Annotated in this window: 17 protein-coding genes and 1 tRNA gene; 14 read left to right on the top strand and 4 right to left on the bottom strand. The window is 41.1% G+C overall.

Annotated elements, in window-relative coordinates:
- Positions 1–3 precede the first annotated feature (3 nt).
- Positions 4–1,575, bottom strand: coding sequence for a tetratricopeptide repeat protein (locus EXN75_RS05725; RefSeq protein ID WP_134843105.1), 1,572 nt, complete (start codon positions 1,573–1,575; stop codon positions 4–6).
- Positions 1,572–3,143 carry a tetratricopeptide repeat protein gene (locus tag EXN75_RS05720; protein WP_134843104.1) on the bottom strand — a complete coding sequence of 524 codons (1,572 nt, stop codon included), beginning with the start codon at positions 3,141–3,143 and terminating at the stop codon, positions 1,572–1,574. Before EXN75_RS05720 ends, EXN75_RS05725 begins: the two co-directional genes overlap by 4 nt.
- Before the next feature lie 406 nt (positions 3,144–3,549).
- Here EXN75_RS05720 and EXN75_RS05715 point away from each other — a divergent pair, with 406 nt between their 5' ends.
- Together EXN75_RS05715 and EXN75_RS05710 are read left to right on the top strand one after the other, a co-directional pair.
- Positions 3,550–5,265: a hypothetical protein gene (locus EXN75_RS05715; RefSeq protein WP_134843103.1), complete on the top strand. Its 1,716-nt coding sequence runs from the start codon at positions 3,550–3,552 to the stop codon at positions 5,263–5,265.
- 44 nt (positions 5,266–5,309) lie between these two features.
- Positions 5,310–7,130 (top strand): hypothetical protein, encoded by a 1,821-nt coding sequence (locus tag EXN75_RS05710; protein WP_134843102.1) that lies wholly within the window; start codon positions 5,310–5,312, stop codon positions 7,128–7,130.
- A gap of 55 nt (positions 7,131–7,185) precedes the next feature.
- Here EXN75_RS05710 and EXN75_RS05705 read toward each other — a convergent pair whose 3' ends face one another.
- Together EXN75_RS05705 and aroQ are read right to left on the bottom strand one after the other, a co-directional pair.
- Positions 7,186–7,824, bottom strand: a complete 639-nt coding sequence (locus EXN75_RS05705; protein WP_134843101.1) for an O-methyltransferase — start codon at positions 7,822–7,824, stop codon at positions 7,186–7,188.
- A 4-nt stretch (positions 7,825–7,828) separates the two neighbouring features.
- Positions 7,829–8,251 (bottom strand): type II 3-dehydroquinate dehydratase, encoded by a 423-nt coding sequence (gene aroQ / locus EXN75_RS05700; RefSeq protein ID WP_022110596.1) that lies wholly within the window; start codon positions 8,249–8,251, stop codon positions 7,829–7,831.
- Between the two features lie 124 nt (positions 8,252–8,375).
- Between aroQ and xerA the strand changes: the two genes are divergently transcribed.
- From xerA to EXN75_RS05640, 12 genes are all read left to right on the top strand, one after another.
- A complete protein-coding gene (gene xerA / locus EXN75_RS05695) occupies positions 8,376–9,335 on the top strand; it encodes a site-specific tyrosine recombinase/integron integrase (protein WP_134843100.1) in 960 nt (319 codons plus the stop codon).
- Positions 9,336–9,454: 119 nt separating this feature from the next.
- Positions 9,455–10,729 (top strand): methionine adenosyltransferase, encoded by a 1,275-nt coding sequence (metK, locus tag EXN75_RS05690; protein WP_118115952.1) that lies wholly within the window; start codon positions 9,455–9,457, stop codon positions 10,727–10,729.
- 82 nt (positions 10,730–10,811) lie between these two features.
- Positions 10,812–11,831 carry a DUF4271 domain-containing protein gene (locus EXN75_RS05685; RefSeq protein ID WP_134843099.1) on the top strand — a complete coding sequence of 340 codons (1,020 nt, stop codon included), beginning with the start codon at positions 10,812–10,814 and terminating at the stop codon, positions 11,829–11,831.
- A gap of 7 nt (positions 11,832–11,838) precedes the next feature.
- A complete protein-coding gene (locus EXN75_RS05680; RefSeq protein WP_022110592.1) occupies positions 11,839–12,588 on the top strand; it encodes a uroporphyrinogen-III synthase in 750 nt (249 codons plus the stop codon).
- Between the two features lie 106 nt (positions 12,589–12,694).
- Complete coding sequence (locus EXN75_RS05675) at positions 12,695–13,102, top strand: ribonuclease P protein component (protein ID WP_022110591.1); 408 nt, start codon at positions 12,695–12,697, stop codon at positions 13,100–13,102.
- Complete coding sequence (yidD, locus tag EXN75_RS05670) at positions 13,099–13,320, top strand: membrane protein insertion efficiency factor YidD (protein WP_118115948.1); 222 nt, start codon at positions 13,099–13,101, stop codon at positions 13,318–13,320. The genes EXN75_RS05675 and yidD overlap by 4 nt, the downstream gene beginning before the upstream one ends.
- Positions 13,321–13,382: 62 nt before the next feature.
- Positions 13,383–14,684 (top strand): tyrosine--tRNA ligase, encoded by a 1,302-nt coding sequence (gene tyrS / locus EXN75_RS05665; RefSeq protein ID WP_118115946.1) that lies wholly within the window; start codon positions 13,383–13,385, stop codon positions 14,682–14,684.
- A gap of 65 nt (positions 14,685–14,749) precedes the next feature.
- A tRNA-Gln gene (locus tag EXN75_RS05660) sits at positions 14,750–14,820 on the top strand.
- Positions 14,821–14,904: 84 nt separating this feature from the next.
- The gene (locus tag EXN75_RS05655) at positions 14,905–15,426 is read left to right on the top strand and encodes an RNA polymerase sigma-70 factor (protein ID WP_134843098.1); all 522 of its coding nucleotides are present in this window, start codon (positions 14,905–14,907) and stop codon (positions 15,424–15,426) included.
- 24 nt (positions 15,427–15,450) lie between these two features.
- Positions 15,451–18,195 carry a TonB-dependent receptor gene (locus tag EXN75_RS05650; RefSeq protein WP_246031305.1) on the top strand — a complete coding sequence of 915 codons (2,745 nt, stop codon included), beginning with the start codon at positions 15,451–15,453 and terminating at the stop codon, positions 18,193–18,195.
- 56 nt (positions 18,196–18,251) lie between these two features.
- On the top strand, positions 18,252–19,271 hold the full coding sequence (locus tag EXN75_RS05645; protein ID WP_134843097.1) for a DUF4249 domain-containing protein: 1,020 nt from the start codon (positions 18,252–18,254) through the stop codon (positions 19,269–19,271).
- Between the two features lie 17 nt (positions 19,272–19,288).
- Positions 19,289–20,104 carry a FecR family protein gene (locus EXN75_RS05640; RefSeq protein WP_134843096.1) on the top strand — a complete coding sequence of 272 codons (816 nt, stop codon included), beginning with the start codon at positions 19,289–19,291 and terminating at the stop codon, positions 20,102–20,104.
- Positions 20,105–20,118 lie beyond the last annotated feature (14 nt).

Here is a 20,118-nt window from a genome sequence, read left to right as displayed (position 1 = left end):
TTTTCATTTTGATTCTTTTTTCTTTTTGATTCGGCTTTTCATTGTGCGTAGTGCAGAGTTGCTGAGAGCCATCATTTCTGCGACTTTTGCTTCCGTTTTTCCTTCATGCTGGAGGATAAGAAAGATTTTTTCTCTGGCAGTAAGTTGATCAATTTCTTCCAGTGACAGGGAATACTCAATATCTTTAGAGACATAATAGTCCAGGAAGGTTATCATTTCAGGCTTGTTCCAGTCTTTGATGCTTTTTCCAAATAGTGCTGTCTCATATAATATATGTCCTTGTTGAGTATGGTTGTCTTTAAAATATTGAAGTTTATCAATCCTTTTTTGTAAATTTTTAATAGTTTTATGGTCTGTTTGTCCAATAGATGCTAATTTATCGATGGTTATTTGATACTCTTTTATCTTCTTCTCATTTTCTAACTTCTCATTTATAGTCTTCATGTGGTGGTATCTGATGCTGAGACAAATCAAAACAAGTAGAAGTACGGCAATGCAAATAGCATAGGTTAAAGTCAAAATCGTCTTTTGCTGTTTAGCCTGTGCCAAGTCATTGTCAAATTTAATCTGTTGTACTAAAATTTGCTCGCTTTTTCGCTGGTCGGCTAAACTATCTTTCAATTCCACTAACCATGAGGCGAAATGCGCAACTTTTTTATAATCTTTTTCTTCTTGTTTTTGTCTAAGTATGGTAGATAATATTTCTATTTTCTTTGCAAGGTCTTGAGTCTGTAAAGCTTTTCTCCAAAGGCTATCAGCTTTTTCCTTTTCCCCTTGTTTAATATAAATTTGTGCAAGGTTGTCATACGTATCAACACTTGGTCCTAATTTCATGGCAACATTTAAGTATTTTAGTGCGAGTTTTGGATTCCTATTCATATTTAGATACCCAATATTGTCGAGATATATAATTTTTGCGCTATCTGTTGAATAATTGAGCAATGGAATACATTTGTTAATATAAAATATAGCACTATCAATTTGAGAAAGATAATAATAGGATATAGCCATCCGATTATAACTGTCTATTTTATCTGAGTTATTTGAAGTGGCTTCTGTATAATAGAAATACTGGCGAGCATATTTCATAGCAAGATTATAATTGCCATTTTCGGAATTTATTAAAGATAGAAAGTTATATATTTTTCCTTTTAATAAAGGGAGATTCAATGATTTTGCTTCTGCTCTTTTTGCATTTTCTATTGCTTCTTTTCTTTTGCCTAAGTTATATAAAATTGCAGCCTTATAGTAATAACATCTAGCTAACTTTTCTTCATCGTTTAATCTTGTATAGATAGCTATACTTTGATTTATTAATGAAAGAGAATTAGCCGGCTTATATTGCATATAACTCAATCTTGTTGCTATAAGGTTATAGTACGCAAGAATGTTAGAATCCTTGATATGGCTAATATTAAGTTGCTTTATCCTTAACTTGGCAGAGTCTATGTGCTCATTTTCTAATAGGGAATCAATATTCACCAACTTTTCTTGGAGAGTTTGATCCTTATGCTTACAACAAATTGTTGATAAGAGGAAGCAAAGACTTATTAAGTATAGTATATTTCTTTTCATTTTGATTCTTTTTTCTTTTTGATTCGGCTTTTCATTGTGCGTAGTGCAGAGTTGCTGAGAGCCATCATTTCTGCGACTTTTGCTTCCGTTTTTCCTTCATGCTGGAGGATAAGAAAGATTTTTTCTCTGGCAGTAAGTTGATCAATTTCTTCCAGTGACAGGGAATACTCAATATCTTTAGAGACATAATAGTCCAGGAAGGTTATCATTTCAGGCTTGTTCCAGTCTTTGATGCTTTTTCCAAATAGTGCTGTCTCATATAATATATGTCCTTGTTGAGTATGGTTGTCTTTAAAATATTGAAGTTTATCAATCCTTTTTTGTAAATTTTTAATAGTTTTATGGTCTGTTTGTCCAATAGATGCTAATTTATCGATGGTTATTTGATACTCTTTTATCTTCTTCTCATTTTCTAACTTCTCATTTATAGTCTTCATGTGGTGGTATCTGATGCTGAGACAAATCAAAACAAGTAGAAGTACGGCAATGCAAATAGCATAGGTTAAAGTCAAAATCGTCTTTTGCTGTTTAGCCTGTGCCAAGTCATTGTCAAATTTAATCTGTTGTACTAAAATTTGCTCGCTTTTTCGCTGGTCGGCTAAACTATCTTTCAATTCCACTAACCATGAGGCGAAATGCGCAACTTTTTTATAATCTTTTTCTTCTTGTTTTTGTCTAAGTATGGTAGATAATATTTCTATTTTCTTTGCAAGGTCTTGAGTCTGTAAAGCTTTTCTCCAAAGGCTATCAGCTTTTTCCTTTTCCCCTTGTTTAATATAAATTTGTGCAAGGTTGTCATATGTATCAACACTTGGTCCTAATTTCATGGCAACATTTAAGTATTTTAGTGCAAGTTTTGGATTCCTATTCATATTTAGATACCCAATATTGTCGAGATATATAATTTTTGCGCTATCAGGTGCATATTTTAATAAAGGAATACATTTATTTATATAATAACTTGCACTATCATCTTGCATGAGATAATAATGCAAAATAGCGATTCTGTTGTAACTGTCAATTTTGTCAATTGGACAGTTATATTGTTCTGCACTAGTTCTGTACTTACGAGCATATTGCATAGCTAAAGCATAGTCTTCATTGTTTAAATTGATTTGTGACAAAAAGCTATATATTTTGGTTTCAATCCTAAGATTCTTTATTAGTCCTGCTATCTGCTCTGCCTTTTTAATATTACAAATAGCTTCTTTTCGACTGCCGGAATCATATAGAATAGTACTTTTATAATAGTAGCATTTCGCTAATTTATCTAACATTTTATTTTTTTCATAAAATGCTATACTTTGATTGATTGGGTCGTTGGTTAGATTATGCCGATATTGCATATAGGCTAATTCGGTGGATATTAGGTTGTGATAAGCCAGAAGTTCTTCTTCATGAATTTTTTTCTTATTTAATTGAGCAAACAATATTTGGGCAGTCTCTATTTGATAGTTATCTAAGAGAGAGTCTATTTGAGTTAGTCTCTCATTGTAATTATCCTTTCTGTATTGACATCCACATACAATAAGTGAGAAGATTGTGAGTATAAATAATATTTTTTTCATGTCAGATATGTGATATATGATTAGTGTACAAAGATAATAAAATCTCTTTTAATAAAGCCAAACTTTCTATATTATTTGCTTTTATGATTAATATTTGTGTTACAATTCCTATTCTATATTCGGCTTATTTGATTTGTATTTTATTGATTAATAGGAGCTTATAGATATTTGTTCTTTTGCAACACTGATAAAATAATCAGTTTTCTTTATATATGTTTGTTTCTTTTTTTATACCTTTGTAACCAACAAATAGTTAGAACCAAATATGAAAAAAGTTAAGAAGTATTTTATATTATTTCTCCTACTCGCAAGTTCCACTTGCTTGCGAGCAGGAGAAAAAGCGTATCTGCACTTAGACAACTCGGCTTACTTCTTGGGCGATACGCTGAGGCTTTCGGCATACGTCATGGATACAGATTCCAAGCGACTGACTGAAAAGAGCGAGGTGCTGTATGTGGACTTATTGGCTCCAGAAGGTTATGTTATAGAAAGTAGAACCTATCCTTTGGTGAATGGTCGATGTGCTGGCGATATCTATCTACGTCCGCTTCTCCTGTCAGGTCTGCTTGAAATCCGTGCTTATACTCGCTATATGCAGAATGATGGACAGACAAACTATTATTCTCAAGTAGTTCCTGTTTATGAACAAGTAAGGAATGGACAATACCAAACTCTTGTCTTCCAAAGTAGAAAGCTGCGCAATGTTCAAAAAGTAAAAAACGACAGAGGAAGAAAGCCTTTACCATGGAAAAGTAATTATTTGCCTACTTCGACAACGTGCAAGCCTTTGGTATTTGAGGCCTCTTATGATAGTGCTTCCATGCAACCATTTCAGGTTACAACGGTCAAAGTGAAGGGTACTCCTAATGCACATTTGACATTATCGATTATAGACGCAGATAATTATATCAGCATAAATCATGAAAATATCACAGATTTTGTAAACGGAAATATTTCCTCAGTAGGTGAAAACGGAAAGTACTTTTATAAGCCAGAGCAGGAACTTATGGTTTATGGAAAGACGGGAGAAGTGATACAAAAACGTGTCGGGCAAAACTCTTTTAGAGCCATTCCTTATTGCCAGTTTGATTATAAAATAATGGGGGCACTTGAAGGAAATCAGGGAATTGACATTGCTTCAGATTCTTTGGGCTATTTTGGTATTCCTATTGGAAAGTTTGTGGGGAATCATTTCCTTTTATTAAAATATAAGCAAGTACCCCAATATGGTAGGGATATGTTTCAAATAAACTATGACTTAGATCCACCATGCAAAATTTATACAAAGAAAGAAAAGCAATTATGTCGTTCTGTATTGTTTGGAGGAAAATGTGTTTCTGTAAAAACTCAGAAAGGAAAAGATAAGTTGCAAGATGTTTTCAATATAGATGTACTAAAAGAGACTGATAGAATATTCAATAACTTCAGCTATTGGGAGCCAATCAATCGTTTAGATGATTTGAATCATATTGATAATGATCTGTTGATGCAAAATGATGCGTTAGTGAGTTATTTCTTGAGCGATAGAAATAATTATCAATATAATCTTAAAACGAGTAGAGCGATAGACTTGCATGGATCATATTCTGGAGATACAATTGTGCCTGAGACAAAAGACATAGATGTTGCAATGGATATTAGAAAATATTCTGAGATAGTTTTGCGCACAGATAAAGCGATTCGCTCTCACTATGATTTTTCTAACGGAAAATTGCACGACTGCTATGTTCCAGCTTATGGTGCACAAGTTCATGGCTTCAGTCCTGGTGCAGGAAGCATTCAAGCCAATGATATAGAAAAAGGAAAGCCTTCCCTGATTTCTTGCATGGTACCTGATATGAATCATGAATGGGACAATTACCTTCGATACAATCGTATTCCTGGTTATCGCTATCTAAAAGTTTCGGGTTTCTCCTCACTTCTTCCTTACCGCCTGCCAAACTACTCGAAGTCACACCCAGAGCATGACTATCGTCGCACGCTCTATTGGAATCCTGACTTGCAGTTGGATGAGAATGGGGAAGCAACGATACAATTCTATAACAATGGAACTTGCAAAAAGTTGCGTATCTCTGGTGAGGGAGTATCTGACGATGGACGGGCAATCATCGTGAGAGAATAAGTAGGATTGTGACGTTGTTCGTAATTAAAATAAAACAAATGACTATGAATAAGAAGAATCTATTAACAGTTATGCTCTTGTTGGCAAGTTCCACTTGCTTGCGAGCAGGAGAAAAAGCGTATTTACACTTAGACAACTCGGCTTACTTCTTGGGCGATACGCTGAGGCTCTCGGCATACGTCATGGATACAGATACCAAGCGACTGACTGATAAGAGCAAGGTGCTATATGTAGATGTGGTTGCTCCTGAGGGATATGTCGTCGAAAAGCGTATTTATCCTTTGGTGAACGGGCGTTGTGCGGGTGACGTTTATCTTCGACCGTTTCTCCTGTCGGGCTTGTATGAAATCCGTGCTTATACTCGCTATATGCAGAATGATGGACAAACCAACTATTTCTCTCAGGTGATTCCTGTCTATGAGCAAGTGAAGAATGGACAATATTCGGACTTAGCCATTCGCAAGCGAGAGGTTAGAAACATGGGTGGTCGCAAATGTCCCATCCATAAGGGGATAGAGTGTGTGGATGGTGCTTCGTCAATAATGAGCAATTCCCAAGACAAAGAACAAATCGTCACAGCTTCCTATAATGCTTCTACAATGATGCCTTATGGTGTAGTGACAGTCAAGTTGAAGGGACAACCTGGAGAACATGTGTCTCTATCAGTCTTGAATGGCGACAACTTCATGAAAGATAGCAACAAGGGGATGGTTGACTTTGTGTCCTCAGCATTTTCTTATTCTGCTCCAAATGCTGGCAAGAAGTATCTGCCGGAGCAAGGCATTACAGTTTATGGAAAGGCAGGACGGCTTATCAGAAATTCTCAACAAGAAAGTTCTTTTGAAGCGATGGCTCAACAGGAGTTGGTGCCAACTTTGTTTTTGTCCAATGGATATTCCCAAACAAAGACCACGACCGACCAGCAAGGTATATTTGCTACTTGTCTTGGTAAGTTTATGGGTGATGCCTACTTGCAGTTGAAGTTTGCCCAACTTGCCGATAGCTCTATTCAGACGAAGTTTGTGGTAAACGAAGACATGAGCCCTGTTCTACGAAAATATACCAAAGATGAACTGAAATGGCAGAATACTGTTCAAATGGGCAGACGCAATGTGAGTGTCAAGCATTTGAAACAATCGAAGTCTCAGTTCAGTTCTGTATGTTTGGATTTAATCAAGGAGATGGATAGGCTTGCCAATGAGGATGAGAATGCTGTGGCATCAACATTTTCTAACTTGAAAATCTCTTGTGGTCTGTTGGTACACCCATATCTTTGCAAAGAGATGGGTAAGATGGGGGCGATTGAAGTGGGAAACTCCTATTGGGATAATGAAACAGACATTCCTGCTGGCAAAATAGTGAATAGTAATTTTACGAGTATCACTAAATATAAAAAGGTGATACTGCGCTCAGACAATCCTGCTTGTAGATATTACTCTTATCTTGACTCTGGAAGTCCTGCTTCTGCAGGTGAATGGAGTGTTATGAATTCTGGTTTGGCTTTGGAGAATCCTCTACCTAAACGTAGTGATTATTCAAGTATGTCGATGTATCCTTCTTTGGTGGCTTGCATGATTCTTGATACAGATCATGAATGGGAAAAGTATTTGAAGTATAATCAAATACCGCATACTCGCTATCTAAAAGTTTCGGGTTTCTCCTCACTTCTTCCTTACCGTCTGCCAAACTACTCGAAGTCACATCCAGAGCATGACTATCGTCGCACGCTCTATTGGAATCCTGACTTGCAGTTGGATGAGAATGGGGAAGCAACGATACAATTCTATAACAATGGAACTTGCAAGAAGTTGCATATCTCTGGCGAGGGAGTATCTGACGATGGACGTGCAATCATCGTGAAATAAGCGTAGGATGAAAATAAGAAATGGCAGTTGACCTTCGGAAAGGTACTGCCATTTCTTATTTTTTCCTTATCAGTGTCAGACCATCTCTCAATGGCAAGATAACCACCTCGACACGAGGGTCGGAGGCAATCAAATCGTTGAAGGCACGAATACCTTTGGTCTGGTGATCGCGGTCATAGGCAGGATCGATGACGTGCCCATCCCACAAGGTATTGTCGGCAAGGATATAACCGCCGGGTTTCAAGACACTCATCACCATCTCATAGGTCTCGATGTAGGTGCGCTTGTCGCCATCGACAAAAGCCATGTCGAACATAACTCCCAATTTGGGCGCTTCCACGTTGGCATCACCTATGCGGAAATCTATCTTGTCGGCTACACTGGATCCCTCTATCCATGGTCGGGTGAAATCTTCCATCTCGTCATTGATTTCAAAGGTATAGAGTTTGCTGCCTTCCTGCAAACCCTCGGCCAGACAGATGGCGCTGTAACCGCTGAAGGTTCCTACTTCCAGGATGTTTTGGGGACGAATCATTTCTACCAGCATTTTGAGCAGTCTGCCTTGGATGTGACCGCTTGCCATGCGACCGTGAATCGTATGGATATTAGTGGCGCGGTAAAGACGGTAGAGGTAATCGCCTTCTGGCTCCATGTGGTCGCAGATGTACTTGTCGATGCTTTCTGTCTCAGTCATATTCCTATTTGTTTGCAATGATGCCAGCTATGGCAAGGTCGTAGGATGCCAGACCGAAGCCACAGATGACTCCGAGGCAGGCGCAAGAGATATAAGAGTGGTGGCGGAACTCCTCACGCTTATGGACATTGGAGATATGAACCTCCACACATGGGCACTTCAAACTGCGGATGCAATCTTGCAAGGCAATGCTCGTGTGGGTATAGGCTCCTGCATTGAGGACTACACCATCGTATGAAAAACCCACTTCCTGCAACTTGTTGATCAGCTCACCTTCGATATTGCTCTGGTAATATTCAATTTCTACATCAGGAAATTTTTCCTTCAATTTTGGCAAATAACTTTCGAAGGAGTTGCTGCCATAAATGCCCGGTTCACGGACACCGAGGAGGTTCAAGTTTGGACCATTGATAATTTGTATTTTCATAATCCCTTATTATTTTATCCGTTTATGAATATTTTTTTGTAATTTTGCAGAAGTTAGAGTGTTCTTCCATCATGGAAGATTGAGACTGTCTCTTTTACTTCTAACTGCAAAGGTAATAATAAAAATGGAAACAAGCAAGAAATCAAGTACGAATATTGTTAAGGATTATGTGAGATACCTCAAATTGGAGCGTAATTACTCACCCAATACGTTGGAAGCTTACCAGCGCGACTTGCGTTATCTCCTTGAATTTGTCAAATCCAAGGAGATTTCCCTCTTGGATGTCAAACTGGAGGATTTAGAGGAGTTTTCTGCGGGTTTGCATGATAAGAATGTTGGTGCTCGTTCCCAATCGCGTATCTTAAGTGGAGTGCGTTCTTTCTATCGTTTCTTGATGATTGAGGATTATTTGAAAAATGATCCTACGGAGCTGCTTCCTTTCCCGCAGATTGGACAGCATTTGCCGGAATATCTGACAGTGGAGGAGGTGGATCTGTTGGAACAGGCTATTAATCTGACGAAATGGGAAGGACAGCGTAACAAGACAATCATAGAAGTCCTGTTCTCCTGTGGGTTACGAGTGTCGGAATTGGTAAATCTCAAATTAAGCGACATCTTCGAGGAGGAAAAATTCATCCGTGTTTTGGGAAAGGGAAGCAAGGAAAGACTTGTTCCGATTTCTGAAACTGCCATCAAACAGTTGCATTATTGGTATATGGACCGCAATCAGATGAAAATCAAACCGGGAGAGGAGGATTATGTTTTCCTCAATCGACGGGGTGCTCATCTTACCAGAACGATGATTCTTATCATGATTAAGAATGCGGCAAAGGATGCAGGAATCAAGAAAACCATCTCGCCTCATACCCTTCGGCATAGTTTTGCAACAGCCTTGCTCAAGGGTGGTGCCGATTTGCGTGTTATCCAGGCCTTGTTGGGGCATGAAGATCTGGGAACGACAGAAATCTATACACATTTGGAAACTTCCGACTTGAGGCGGGAAATCTTGGAACATCATCCGAGAAATATCATGTATCGCGAGAAGATGAAGCCGGAAAGTGCTTCTGATGACCATCTTGACTGATAAACATTTAAAACTGGAATATTTTTCATTCTAATGTGACTGAATATGAAAATAAATGTGTAACTTTGCAGCCGCAAATAAATGATATATCAATTTTTAAAAGAAGAAAAGGAATAAATATGGCATATTTGTTTACGTCAGAATCAGTTTCTGAAGGACATCCTGATAAAGTTGCAGACCAGATATCCGATGCATTGTTAGACCAGTTCCTGGCTTACGATGAGCATGCTCATTGTGCTATCGAATCTTTCTGTACTACTGGTCAGGTGGTTATCATGGGCGAGGTTCGCTCTAATGAATACGTAGATTTGCAGACTATCGCCCGCAAAACAATTAAGAAAATCGGTTATACCAAATCAGAATACCAGTTTGATGGTGACTCTTGTGGTATTCTTACTGCCATTCATGAGCAGAGTGATGATATCAACCGTGGTGTGAGCCGTGAGGAAGATGAAGACCAGGGTGCTGGTGACCAGGGTATGATGTTCGGCTATGCTACCAATGAGACAGATAATTATATGCCAGTCTCTCTTGACTTGGCACAGCTCATCATGAAGGAACTCGCTGCTATCCGTAAGGAAGGTAAGGTGATGACTTATCTCCGTCCGGATTCCAAGAGTCAGGTAACGGTAGAATACTCTGATGACAATATTCCTCAGCGTATTGATACAATCGTTGTTTCTACTCAGCATGATGATTTTATCAAGGATGCAATGGGTAATGATGATGACGATGCTATGCTGGCAAAAATTCGTGAGGATGTTATCAACATTCTCATTCCACGCGTGAAAGCACAGTTGGGCGACAAGGTATTGTCTCTTTTCAATGATGACATCAAGTATTTCGTCAATCCTACAGGTAAGTTTGTTATCGGTGGTCCTCATGGAGATACCGGTCTGACAGGTCGTAAGATCATCGTGGATACTTATGGTGGTAAGGGTGCACATGGCGGTGGCGCTTTCTCTGGAAAGGATTCAAGTAAGGTGGACCGTTCTGCTGCTTACGCTGCTCGCTATATTGCCAAGAACATGGTAGCTGCAGGTGTGGCTGATGAAATGTTGGTGCAGGTAAGTTATGCTATTGGTGTGGCTGAGCCTGTCAGCATCTATGTGAATACTTATGGACGTAGCCATGTGAATATGAATGATGGTGAAATTGCCCAGAAGATTTCTCAGATGTTTGATCTCCGTCCAAAGGCTATCGAGCGTCAGTTGAAGCTCCGTCAGCCAATGTATCTGGAGACTGCTGCGTATGGTCACATGGGTCGAAAGAATGAGGTAGTGGAAAAGACTTTCACCAGCCGTTATCATGATACCAAGACTATGCAGGTAGAGTTGTTTACTTGGGAAAAACTCGATAAAGTAGAGGAAATTAAGAAAGAGTTTGCCCTTTAAATGGGATTAGACTCAAGAAAATAGAATTTATTCCCTAGAGAGCCTGGCTTTCTAGGGATAACTTATTATTTATAGTAGAAGGATGGCGCAACAAGCAGATTCAACAATCATAGAAACTCCTGAGTCAGATGTGGCACAGGAGCCTTTAAAGCATACAGGAGTATTGACTCCGAAGCAAGTGCTGAGTTGGTTGCCCAAGAATGCGACACCTGCTCAGCAAGATTCCATGGTGCGAGCGCATATCAAACCATGTGAGATTCATTGGAGCGAAATGCCCGATACCTTGCATCTTCCAGGGCATCAGCCAGGCAAGAGTTTTAGGGACGTCAGCTTACCGCAGTATTATCGTGAGTCTTTCTTCTCGAAAGATTCGCTCTTTCATCCAGAATTGAAGGGCGGAAGATTGGGTGTGGCAGGTGACCCGGTGCCTTATACTGTAGCAGCCGATGATTTTGTCACGATTTTGCTTTTGTTCTGCTTTCTGATAGCATGTGTGGCCTTCACCAAGTCTCGTCAGCTTATCATTCGTCAGGCAAAGACTTTCTTCCGTGTACCACGATTTGGTACCACGGTGATAACCGAGACGTCCAATGAGTTGCGCTTCCAGTTGTTTTTAGGATTACAGACTTGCTTACTGATAGCCATCGGCTATTTTATGTATTCCAGGGCTTCTATCAGTGATACATTTACAATAGACCAATATCAGGTGATTAGCATCTATGCAGGGTATGCTGCAGCTTACTTCCTGTTGAAGGCATTGCTCTATTCGATAACAGGGTGGGTGTTCTTTGATAAGAAAAAAAACGAACAATGGATGAAGGCATATCTCTTCTTAGTGTCGTGTGAAGGTGTACTACTTTTCCCTGCTATCATGCTGATGACATACTTTGGTTTTTCCATACAAGCGGCTGTGATTTATACACTTATTGTAGTCGGAATCATCAAAATATTGTCTTTTTATAAGTGTTTCATCATCTTTTTTCGAAGAAAAGGCGCTTTTTTGCAAATAATTTTGTACTTTTGTGCCCTCGAAGTGGTACCTCTTTTCGCTTTGTCAGGCGGATTGGTATTGATTAGTCATTATTTGAAAATAAACTTTTAGGACAAAAATGATAAAGAAGATTTTAGTTTCTCAGCCAAAACCAGCGAGTGATAAATCTCCGTATTATGAATTAGAGAAGGATTATGGCGTAGAATGCGTGTTCCGCCCATTCTTCAAGGTTGAGGGACTTACAGCGAAGGAGTTTCGTCAGCAGAAAATCAATCTGCTCGACTATACTGCAGTAGTTTTCACCTCTCGTCATGCAGTGGATAACTATTTCAAGTTGGCCAAGGAGATGCGTATTACTATTCCAGAAGATATGAAGTACTTCTGCGTGATTGAGACGATTGCACTTTATATCCAGAAATATGTGCAGTATCGTAAACGAAAGGTGTTCTTTGGTGAAACAGGTAAGATTGATGGTCTCCTCGCACAAATGTCACGACACAAGACAGAGAAGTATCTCGTGCCACTGAGTTGTGTTCATAATGATGATATCAAGAATGCTCTCGACGAGAAAAACCTGAAGCATACAGAATGTGTGATGTATCGTACAGTAAGCAATGATTTCACAGAAGAGGAAATCAAGAGCTTCGATTATGATATGATGATTTTCTTCAGCCCAACTGGTGTGAAGGCTTTAAAGAAGAATTTCCCTGATTTCAAGCAAGGTGATATCGCTGTTGCTGCTTTTGGTCCTGCTACAGCCAAAACTGTAGAGGATGAGAATCTCAGACTCGATCTGGAGGCTCCTTCCAAGAAATTCCCTTCTATGACAGGTGCCTTGAAAGATTATCTCGAGAGAAATAACGAATAATTAAGTTCTGGGAGAAGTACTGAGGGATCTCTAATAAATCCAGAGTGATTTCTATGGTCCTAAGATTTCTATAGAACTGTATATTAATATAGCCTAATTGATAGGAATGTCAGAACAGAAGACTTTTACATTACCGAAACAAGAGAGGTTGTGTAGCAGGACGCTCATAGAACAACTCTTTTTGGGTCATTCCCAACATAAGAAAGAATGGCCGGTGAGGGTAGTGTATCAAGTCGTGAAAAGGAAGGATGAGGATGATGCGCAAGCGGAAGTATTGATGAGTGTGTCTAAGCGCTATTTCAAGAGAGCTGTTAAGCGCAACTTGGTGAAACGCCAACTTCGAGAAAGCTATCGTCTTCATAAGGCAATTTTGACAGATGTACTTGCTTTGCATCCGGATACTAAAATCCTCATTGCCTTTATTTGGCTTTCTGGACAAACCTATGATTCTGTGAAGGTTGAGAAAGCTGTTAAGGCGGCATTGGAAAAAATAGTAGATAGTTTGGAACAATGAAAAAGCTGCTAACTTACCTGCTGGTGATGCCGATACTCTTTTATCAAAGATGTATCACGCCATTTACTCCGCCGTCTTGTCGCTTTACGCCCACTTGTTCTGAGTATGCTCGTCAGGCGATTCTGAAGCATGGACCGTTTAAAGGGCTCGCTTTGGCTATCTGGCGAATATTAAGATGCAATCCATGGGGTGGTTCGGGTTATGACCCCGTGCCGTAAGTTTCCGAAGGTGATTCGGGCCCCTTACACATATTTTATATAATATATAACAATCTCATTCGATGGCAAAAAACTTTGTTGAAGAATTGAAATGGCGTGGTATGCTGGCTCAGATTATGCCAGGTACAGAGGAATACCTCAACACCCACATGGTGTCTGCTTATCTTGGTACTGACCCTACCGCAGACTCTCTTCATATCGGTCACCTTTGTGGAATCATGATGTTGCGTCACTTGCAGCGTTGTGGTCACAAGCCTTATCTGCTTGTTGGCGGTGCTACAGGTATGATTGGCGACCCTTCTGGCAAGAGCCAGGAGCGTAATCTTCTCGACGCAGAGACTCTCTATCATAACCAGGAGGCTATCAAGAAGCAGGTATCTAAGTTCCTTGACTTCGATGGCAATGAGCCAAATAAGGCTGAGTTGGTAAACAACTACGACTGGATGAAGGACTTTACTTTCCTCGATTTCGCTCGTGTGGTAGGTAAGCACATTACCGTTAACTATATGATGGCAAAGGATAGTGTACAGAAGCGTTTGAATGGTGAGGCTCGTGACGGCTTGTCTTTCACTGAGTTTACTTATCAGTTGCTTCAGGGTTACGATTTCCTTTATCAGTATGAGAAGTATGGTGTGCGCCTTCAGTTGGGTGGTAACGACCAGTGGGGTAACATGACTACTGGTACTGAGTTGATTCATCGTACTCTCGGCAATGATGCAGAGTGCTTCTGCCTCACTTGTCCTTTGATTACCAAGGCAGATGGCAAGAAGTTTGGTAAGACAGAGAGCGGTAACATTTGGTTGGACCGTAATCGTACTACTCCTTACGCTTTCTACCAGTTCTGGTTGAACGTAAGCGATGACGATGCTGAGAAATACATCAAGATCTTCACCGACCTCGACAAGGAAACTATTGATGCTCTCGTAGAAGAGCATAAGCAGGATCCAGGTCGCCGTGTTCTCCAGAAGCGTTTGGCAGAGGAGGTTACTGTAATGGTTCACTCTCAGGAAGACTTGGATATGGCTATTGCAGCCAGCAACATCCTTTTCGGTAAGGCAACCAAGGAGAATCTTGCACAGCTTGATGAGGCTACCTTGAATGATGTATTCGCTAATGTACCTCATTATGATCTCGACAAGAACTTGCTTGGCGGAGCAGCAGTTGACCTTTTCAATCAGGAAGGTATGCAGATCTTCCCAAGTAAGAGCGAGATGCGTAAGCTCGTCAAGGGCGGTGGTGTTTCACTCAACAAGGAGAAGCTTGCAGCTTTCGATCAGATAGTAACTGCAGACGACCTTATTGATGGTAAGTATCTCTTGGTACAAAAGGGCAAGAAGAATTACTTCTTGATTACCGTGAAATAATCGTTAAAAGTATTGAAAATATTTGGTAGTGGAGAAAAAATCCACTACCTTTGCACCCGATTTATTGTCCTATGGTGTAATGGTAGCACTACAGTTTTTGGTTCTGTCAGTGGTGGTTCGAATCCGCCTGGGACAACATCTCGCAAATAACCCTTCAAGTCTTCACGGATTTGGAGGGTTATTTTGTTATATAAGAGTTTAGTTTAGGTAGAGAAGGTTTATGCAAGAGATAGACTTGATATTTCAGCAGTATTATCGTCCGCTATGTCTTTATGCCACTCATTATCTGCATGATATCGATGAGGCTGAAGACGTGGTGCAGGATTGTTTTGTGAAATTGATAAGTAGGAACATTATGCCAGAAAACATCAAGGCTTTCTTATATACCTCTGTGCGCAATGCCTGCATCGACCGATTGCGCCGCCAGTCTCCGATAGATACGGAGATTTCTCCTTCTGACTTGAGCGGCACAATTTCTGATGACCAGGCACAGGAAAGTTCTTTCCGGGAGGCAGAACTGTGGACGGCTATCGAGCTATTGCCCGAACGATGCAGGGAAATCTTCCTGATGAGCAAGCGTGACGGTATGACTTATCGGGAGATTGCCGAAGAACTGAACCTGTCGGAAAAGACCGTGGAACATCAGATTTCCAAGGCTTTAAAGACCTTACGAGGCAAGAAAGATGATTTTCTTGCAGATTTTTTCTATATTTTACCTTTCATCCATGGGGGTATTCTGTAATTCTTGCGTTATAGCAATAAAAGAATGAATAAAAGTACAGTTATGAAAGGTAAAGAGATTATTTTTGTGCTCTCAATTCTAACCTTGCCAGCTCCAACGTTGGCAGGCACGCCGAAGATGATGGTGGAGGCAGAGACTTCTACCACAATCCGTCAGCAGATGGATTGGCTGCACCGCATCAGGAAAATCAACTTCGTTTATGATTCATCGCTTGATGGGGAATTGAACATCAAGTATCATGGACCCAACATCCAGCATCTTTCGGTGAAAAAGGCACTGAAGGCACTTTTCGAGAAAACTCATATTCTATATAATATCAATGCGAACTATGTGATATTGAAGCGAAAACCCGTACAACAAATATCAACATCTTACACGAATATCAATCACAAAGTTCAGCAGGTTCAGCGTCGCCACACTCTCAGCGGATACGTCCGTGACGAGAGTGGCGAATCGCTGATTAATGCCACCATCTATGATCTGACGGATGGCATCGGTACAACCACCAATGAATATGGTTTCTTTTCGCTTACCCTGCCCGAAGGCGAGCATCAGCTTCGCTTTTCGTATGTGGGCTATGCCGACAAGGTGGAGAAGCTGAATCTCTCGAAAGATATGCATCATAATATGGCACTCCGTGTTGATGGTAAATTGCCTGAGGTGGTGGTAGATGGCGACTTGAACTCTCCTCTTCTGACCACACAAACCGGCAAGCGCTCCTTTTCGAACAAGGATATCAAGACAGAGTTTGCCCTGATGTCTTCGCCGGATGTGGTGAAGACCCTGCAGCGTGTGAGTGGTGTGGCAGAAGGACAGGAGTTGGCAAGCGGACTCTATGTGCATGGCGGCAATGGCGATGAGAATCTTTTTCTGATTGATGGTACTCCGCTTTATAATACGAATCATGCGCTGGGTCTTTTCTCCAGTTTCAATGCCGATGTGGTGAAAAACGTGGATTTCTACAAGAGTGGCTTTCCTGCACGATATGGTGGAAGATTGTCATCGGTGGTGGATGTGCGTACTGCCGATGGAAACATGAATCAGTTTCATGGCGCCTATCGCATCGGACTGCTCGATGCCAGTGTACAGTTTGAGGGACCTATCCAGAAAGGCAAGACCTCTTATAATATAGGTATGCGCTGTTCCTGGCAGGATCTGCTGTCCCGTCCCTTGACCAAGGCTTTCTCTGAGCCAGACGAGAAACTTTCGATAGGTTATTACTTCATGGACTTGAATGCCAAGGTAACCCATCGGTTCAGCGACCGTTCGAAGATAGACTTGAGCCTCTATCATGGAAAAGACAGTTGGGACGTGAAGGATGATCTGGACGAAAGCAAAGGAGATTGGTATCATGAAGGCGATTCATATAATAAGGAATTAACGAAGGCGCAGCTCAACTGGGGAAACTTCAATGTGGCTTTGAATTGGAACTATCTATTCTCGCCGAAGCTCTTTGCCAACTTCACTGCTGTATATTCCCATAACCGTTCCAAGCTTTATTCTCTGGATGATGATAGAGAGATATATCCACAAACCCAGAAAGAAATGTTGTATAGCCATTTAGAGCATGGCTATACTTCTACTATCTATGATGCCGGTTATCGCACGGCTTTCGATTATCGTCCGAATCCCCGTCATCATATCCGCTTCGGTCATGACTACACGATGCATCTCTTTCGACCGCAGACAGTGATGCAACTTGACTATGTGGGCAGTGGAAGTGATGCTGAGATAGATACCCTCCGTGTGAATAGTACCAATAGGCATGTGTCTCATGAATGGTCGGCGTATGCGGAGGATGAAATCTATCTCAGTGATAAATGGAGCCTGGATGCAGGTTTTCATTTAGGATTGTTTCATATTAGCAATAAGAACTTTTTCAATATCGACCCTCGTTTCGCCCTGAAATACCAGTGGAGCCATGCGGTATCGCTGAAGGCTTCTTTCACGCAGATGACTCAGTATGTGCATAAGATATCCAACAGTTATCTGGATTTGCCTACAGATTATTGGGTGCCAACCACCAAGGATTTGAAACCGATGCGTTCTTATCAGATAGCGGCTGGCATCTATGCGCAGCCGAATCGCCACTGGATCTTATCGCTCGAAGGCTATTACAAGTTCTCGAAGCATCTTCTGCAATACAGCAGCTGGTTGGGAATCGAACCTCCGGCAGAGAATTGGGATAGTCAGGTGATGGATGGCAAGGGATTGTTCTATGGTTTGGAGGCAGATGCCACATATCGTACCAATCATCTGACCTTGAGCGGTTCCTATACGCTTTCCTGGAACAAGCGGAAGTATGATGAGTTCTATCAGGACTGGTATTACGACAAGTATGACAATCGCCATAAGTTGAATCTTTCCTTGAGATATGATTTCAACAGGAAGGTGAGCTGCTATGCGGTGTGGAGTTATCATTCCGGCAATCATGCCACCGTTCCGACTCAGATAGCAGCACTGCCTGGTTTACCGGATGGTGGTAATCGATATCCTGGCGGTTGGTGGAATTCGGCATCTTTTGTCTATGCCACCCCCAACAACCTGACCTTGCCGGCTTATCATCGTCTGGACTTGGGCTTTGATTTCCACCATGTTACCAAGCATGGCCATGAGCGCATCTGGAATTTGAGCATCTACAATGCATATTGTCACCTGAACTCAATGTATGTCAAGGTGGATTACGATGAGAAAACAAAGCGGTTTACGGCAAAGAACAAGGGATTTGTCCCAATCATTCCTTCGTTCAGCTATACCATTAAGTTCTAAGGAATTGCATGGTGAATAGTAGATGTAGATTTATGTAAAGATAAAAAGAGATAAAAATGAAAACAATGATATATTGGGCATTTCGCCTCATACTTTTTTGCCTGACGTTGGTTTCCTGCAAAGATGATTTTGATATTCAAAAGCTGCAGGATCATTCCCGACTGGTGGTTTATTGCTTTCCTACCGAAGGTGATACCACGCTCGTCAGTGTTGCTAAGAGCCTGCCTGTAGCATCCGTGAAGGGGAATGTTGACATCTTATCCCGCGAAAAGGTAGATGCACATATTATATATAAGGTGAATGGGGTGGAGCAAACGGTGAAACGCATCGCAAACGAGGAAGAGGCTCAACTCTTTACCCGAAGCACAAAATCCGATGTGCTTTCGCAACTGGTAGGTCAGTATTATGTGGTAGGCAAGCAGAAAGCTGGAGACAAAATCAGTCTTCAGGTTTCTGCACCGGATTTCTCATCTGTTTCAGCTTCTACTTATATCCCAGAGAAGGTTGGAGTGGAGTTGGGTGATGTTAAATTGGAAATGCAATCATCGGATGGTTATAACTCGATAACGATTGATAGGGTAGAAGCCATTTTCCATGATAATCCTTCTTCGGAAGATTATTATTCGGTGAAGCTCAGATTACTGAATCGAGAAATGGACCGTGATCTGGGGCTACTGACAAACAATGAACCCTTGTTGAACAAGAAGTCGAAGCTGGATGATGATTTCGGTATGGATGATTATGAGTATTTTGGTAATGCCTACATCTTCAATGACCGTACGATAAATGGCAAAACCTATACACTTCATCTGGATACCTACTCTTATTCATATCGTCAGTCATTTTATAGTTTTTCTTATGTAGTAGATTTATACAAGGTAACTCCTGAATATTATCGGTTTCTCAAGAGTATCAACGATGCGCAAAGCAACAGTTGGGCAGATGTGGGCTTGATGCAGGTTACGCCTACCTATTCTAATGTAAAAGGAGGCTTCGGAGTGGTGGCAGGCTACAATATTAGTTCTGTTTCGAAGTTCTTCAGCTCTTTTGATTCCGAAGATAATGGAGAAATTTAAAGGAAGAAAGGGATTCTATGATGAAGATCAACAAGAACGAACAGGAATTTGTGCTGAAGTATTTTCAGCCGGGCAAGCTGGATACCCGGAAGGCTTTGCAGAAAGTGAAGGCTCGCGTTGGCATTGCTGATGAAGAGGTTTCGCATACTGCAACTGTATCTTTACGAATGCGTCGCATCCGTTGGATAGCTGTGGCTGCATCTATTCTGGTGCTCTTCACTATAGGCGCCTATACGCTTTTGCAGCCTAAGACGGTGACGCTTTCTGCCGAATCAGAAGTAGTGGCGTATCATCTGCCTGATGGAACGAAGGTATCGTTGATGCCTCATTCTTCTCTTTCCTATCAGGAAGATGATTGCAGAAAGGTGGAGATGAAGGGCTGCATCTATTATCAGGTGAAGCATGATGAACAGCATCCTTTCGATGTAGTAGGAGAACATGGACACGTAAGAGTGCTCGGTACCCAGTTTATGGTGGATGAAAGAACGGATGTTCCCGAAGTAATGGTAACCAGTGGAAAGGTGCTTTTCACGGCTCGCAGTTCTGCTGAAGGTGTCTTCCTGATTAAAGGCAAGCGGGCACGTCTGTTGAAAGGGGCTGTCCAGCCTGAGCTGTTGGCGGATTATGATATCAACGATGTGGCATGGGCTACGCATCGCCTGCATTTCGACAACACTCCATTATCTGAAGTATTGGATGAACTTTCTAACTTATCAGGCACAAGATATACGGCTTCTGATGAGAGCAAGCGTCTGACGGGTGATTTTGATGCGGATTCCATTCCGCAGGTCATCCAAGTGATAGAAGAAACATTGGGTGTTCAGATACGATAAGAGTTGAATAAAGC

The sequence above is a fragment of the Segatella hominis genome (assembly GCF_004535825.1).
In the GTDB taxonomy this organism is placed as follows: Bacteria; Bacteroidota; Bacteroidia; order Bacteroidales; family Bacteroidaceae; genus Prevotella; species Prevotella hominis.
Note: the sequence above shows the minus strand (reverse complement) of the source record. Positions and strands in the feature narration are given on the sequence as shown.

Bases quoted from the DNA above. Each gene is read 5' to 3' on its own strand.
- EXN75_RS05715 (WP_134843103.1), top strand. From the start codon at position 3,550: ATGGATACAGATTCCAAGCGACTGACTGAAAAGAGCGAGGTGCTGTAT.
- metK (WP_118115952.1), top strand. From the start codon at position 9,455: ATGGCATATTTGTTTACGTCAGAATCAGTTTCTGAAGGACATCCTGAT.
- EXN75_RS05720 (WP_134843104.1), bottom strand. From the start codon at position 3,143: ATGAAAAAAATATTATTTATACTCACAATCTTCTCACTTATTGTATGT.
- EXN75_RS05640 (WP_134843096.1), top strand. From the start codon at position 19,289: ATGATGAAGATCAACAAGAACGAACAGGAATTTGTGCTGAAGTATTTT.
- tyrS (WP_118115946.1), top strand. From the start codon at position 13,383: ATGGCAAAAAACTTTGTTGAAGAATTGAAATGGCGTGGTATGCTGGCT.
- yidD (WP_118115948.1), top strand. From the start codon at position 13,099: ATGAAAAAGCTGCTAACTTACCTGCTGGTGATGCCGATACTCTTTTAT.
- EXN75_RS05705 (WP_134843101.1), bottom strand. From the start codon at position 7,824: ATGACTGAGACAGAAAGCATCGACAAGTACATCTGCGACCACATGGAG.
- EXN75_RS05680 (WP_022110592.1), top strand. From the start codon at position 11,839: ATGATAAAGAAGATTTTAGTTTCTCAGCCAAAACCAGCGAGTGATAAA.
- EXN75_RS05645 (WP_134843097.1), top strand. From the start codon at position 18,252: ATGAAAACAATGATATATTGGGCATTTCGCCTCATACTTTTTTGCCTG.
- EXN75_RS05650 (WP_246031305.1), top strand. From the start codon at position 15,451: ATGAATAAAAGTACAGTTATGAAAGGTAAAGAGATTATTTTTGTGCTC.
- EXN75_RS05655 (WP_134843098.1), top strand. From the start codon at position 14,905: ATGCAAGAGATAGACTTGATATTTCAGCAGTATTATCGTCCGCTATGT.
- EXN75_RS05725 (WP_134843105.1), bottom strand. From the start codon at position 1,575: ATGAAAAGAAATATACTATACTTAATAAGTCTTTGCTTCCTCTTATCA.
- xerA (WP_134843100.1), top strand. From the start codon at position 8,376: ATGGAAACAAGCAAGAAATCAAGTACGAATATTGTTAAGGATTATGTG.
- aroQ (WP_022110596.1), bottom strand. From the start codon at position 8,251: ATGAAAATACAAATTATCAATGGTCCAAACTTGAACCTCCTCGGTGTC.
- EXN75_RS05710 (WP_134843102.1), top strand. From the start codon at position 5,310: ATGAATAAGAAGAATCTATTAACAGTTATGCTCTTGTTGGCAAGTTCC.
- EXN75_RS05685 (WP_134843099.1), top strand. From the start codon at position 10,812: ATGGCGCAACAAGCAGATTCAACAATCATAGAAACTCCTGAGTCAGAT.
- EXN75_RS05675 (WP_022110591.1), top strand. From the start codon at position 12,695: ATGTCAGAACAGAAGACTTTTACATTACCGAAACAAGAGAGGTTGTGT.